Origin of the sequence: Prosthecobacter sp. (assembly GCF_049294395.1) — a bacterium.
In the GTDB taxonomy this organism is placed as follows: Bacteria; Verrucomicrobiota; Verrucomicrobiia; order Verrucomicrobiales; family Verrucomicrobiaceae; genus Prosthecobacter.
Map to the genome: position 1 here is coordinate 1 of NZ_JBAQCR010000213.1, position 1,780 is coordinate 1,780.

Sequence of the window (1,780 nt, forward strand, 5' to 3'; positions counted from 1 at the left end):
GAACGCATACGCAAACGCCTGACAAAGTCGGCTCAAGACTTGGAACGGAAAACCTCGACTAGCCGATCGGGCAAGATGGAAAAGATATTCAAGCGCTATATCCCCCAAATAATAGACAACTCTTCGCCAGAGATAGATGTCGCGATGAAGCAGATACTCAAGAGAGTTGGGGTGAGATAAAAAACCTAAACCTTCGCCGGCGGTAGATCCAGCTTGATGTGCGCTTCCTTGAGCTGCTTCTCACTGACCACCGAGGGGGCGTCCATGACCGAAGTGTGGCCAGAGGAATCCACCGGGAAAGCGATGACCTCGCGGATGTTCGGCTCGCCGGTCAGGATCATCATCAGGCGGTCCAGGCCCGGGGCGATGCCGGCGTGCGGCGGGGCTCCATATTCGTAGGCGCGGACCAGATGTCCGAAGCGCTCCTCGGATTCTTCCGGAGTCAGACCCATCAATTCGAAAACACGACGCTGAACCTTAGGGTCGGATATGCGCACGCCGCCGGAGGCCATCTCGTAGCCGTTGCAAACCAGGTCGTACTGTTGGGCGCGGAGGTTCGCCAAGTCCTCTCCTTTCATGATCTTCTCAACATGCTCCGCTTTCGGCGCGGAAAAAGGATTGTGCGCGAAAGTGAATCTCTTTTCTTCTTCGTCCCATTCAAAGACCGGGAAATCCACCACCCAAGCGAAAGCCAAGATATTTGGATCCTTCTTCTCTTCCTCACTGCGCATGTCAAACTTGTCGGCGCCGAATTTCTTCATGGCTTCCTCGTGAGTGAAAGTCGGGAAAGGCGTCTTCCATATCTTCTTCCCCAGAGCTTCCGCGATGTGGATCATCATGCCTTCCACCATATCCCGCACGTCCTGCTCGGTGGCGAAAGACATTTCCATATCTATCTGGGTGTGTTCCAGCTGGCGGTCACCGCGAAGATCTTCGTCGCGCATGGCGCGAGCGATCTGGAAATACCTCTCGATACCCGCGATCATCAACAACTGCTTGTATTGCTGAGGCGCCTGCGGCAGGGCGTAGAACTTGCCCGGTTGCATGCGGGAAGGCACTAGGAAGTCGCGCGCGCCTTCCGGTGAGCTCTTGGTCAGCATCGGGGTTTCCACTTCAACGAAATCGTTGCCATTCAGGTACTCGCGGACCAACTGAGTCACTTTATTTCGCAGGCGCAGGTTCTTGGCCAAGCGCGGGCGGCGAATGTCCAGATAGCGATACTTCATGCGCGCCTCCTCGTCTATGTCATAACCATCACCATCCACCGGGATTGGCAGAGCCTCCGCGCGGGAAAGTATTTCCAAAGACTTAGCCTCTATCTCGTACGCGCCGTTCGGCGTGTCGTTCACCATGTTCGGCGGACGCTTCTTGATAAGTCCGGTCATCTTCACCACATACTCCAAACGAAGCTCGCTGGCTTCGGCAGAAGCCATGGCCGGCAGGAAAACGACCTGAGCCAAACCGCTCCTGTCCCTCAAGTCTATGAATATGAGCTTGCCGTGATCGCGGCGCGCGTGAACGAAACCGGCCAACTCCACCTCCTCGCCTTCGTGCTCCTTAATGTCTCCGATTAATGTGCGCATTGTTTTATTGTTTCTTTTCTGATGATTCTAAAATTATCCTCTTCTCAAACCCTCCTTTCTCTTTCCGTTTCTGCTGTTGAGTCGACAGGACCGCGGTTTTGTCTATTTTCATTTCCCCCATCAACGTGTCGAGCACCTCATATATATCCGCGATCTCTTCCGAACTGCCGCTTGCGATAAATTCCTCCATTTCCTCC

The 1,780-nt window shown here is 54.3% G+C and carries 2 protein-coding genes and 1 pseudogene; 1 reads left to right on the plus strand and 2 read right to left on the minus strand.

What is annotated here, in order from left to right:
- A partial coding sequence (locus tag WAW39_RS14690; protein WP_422319953.1) for a hypothetical protein occupies nt 1–180 on the plus strand: 180 nt, incomplete at its 5' end.
- A 5-nt stretch (nt 181–185) separates the two neighbouring features.
- Here the strand turns inward: WAW39_RS14690 and WAW39_RS14695 are convergent.
- A complete protein-coding gene (locus WAW39_RS14695; protein WP_422319954.1) occupies nt 186–1,583 on the minus strand; it encodes an amino acid--tRNA ligase-related protein in 1,398 nt (465 codons plus the stop codon).
- A gap of 4 nt (nt 1,584–1,587) precedes the next feature.
- Nucleotides 1,588–1,780: pseudogene (locus WAW39_RS14700) on the minus strand (nucleotide pyrophosphohydrolase); the annotation flags it as partial.

Bases quoted from the DNA above. Each gene is read 5' to 3' on its own strand.
- WAW39_RS14695 (WP_422319954.1), bottom strand. From the start codon at position 1,583: ATGCGCACATTAATCGGAGACATTAAGGAGCACGAAGGCGAGGAGGTG.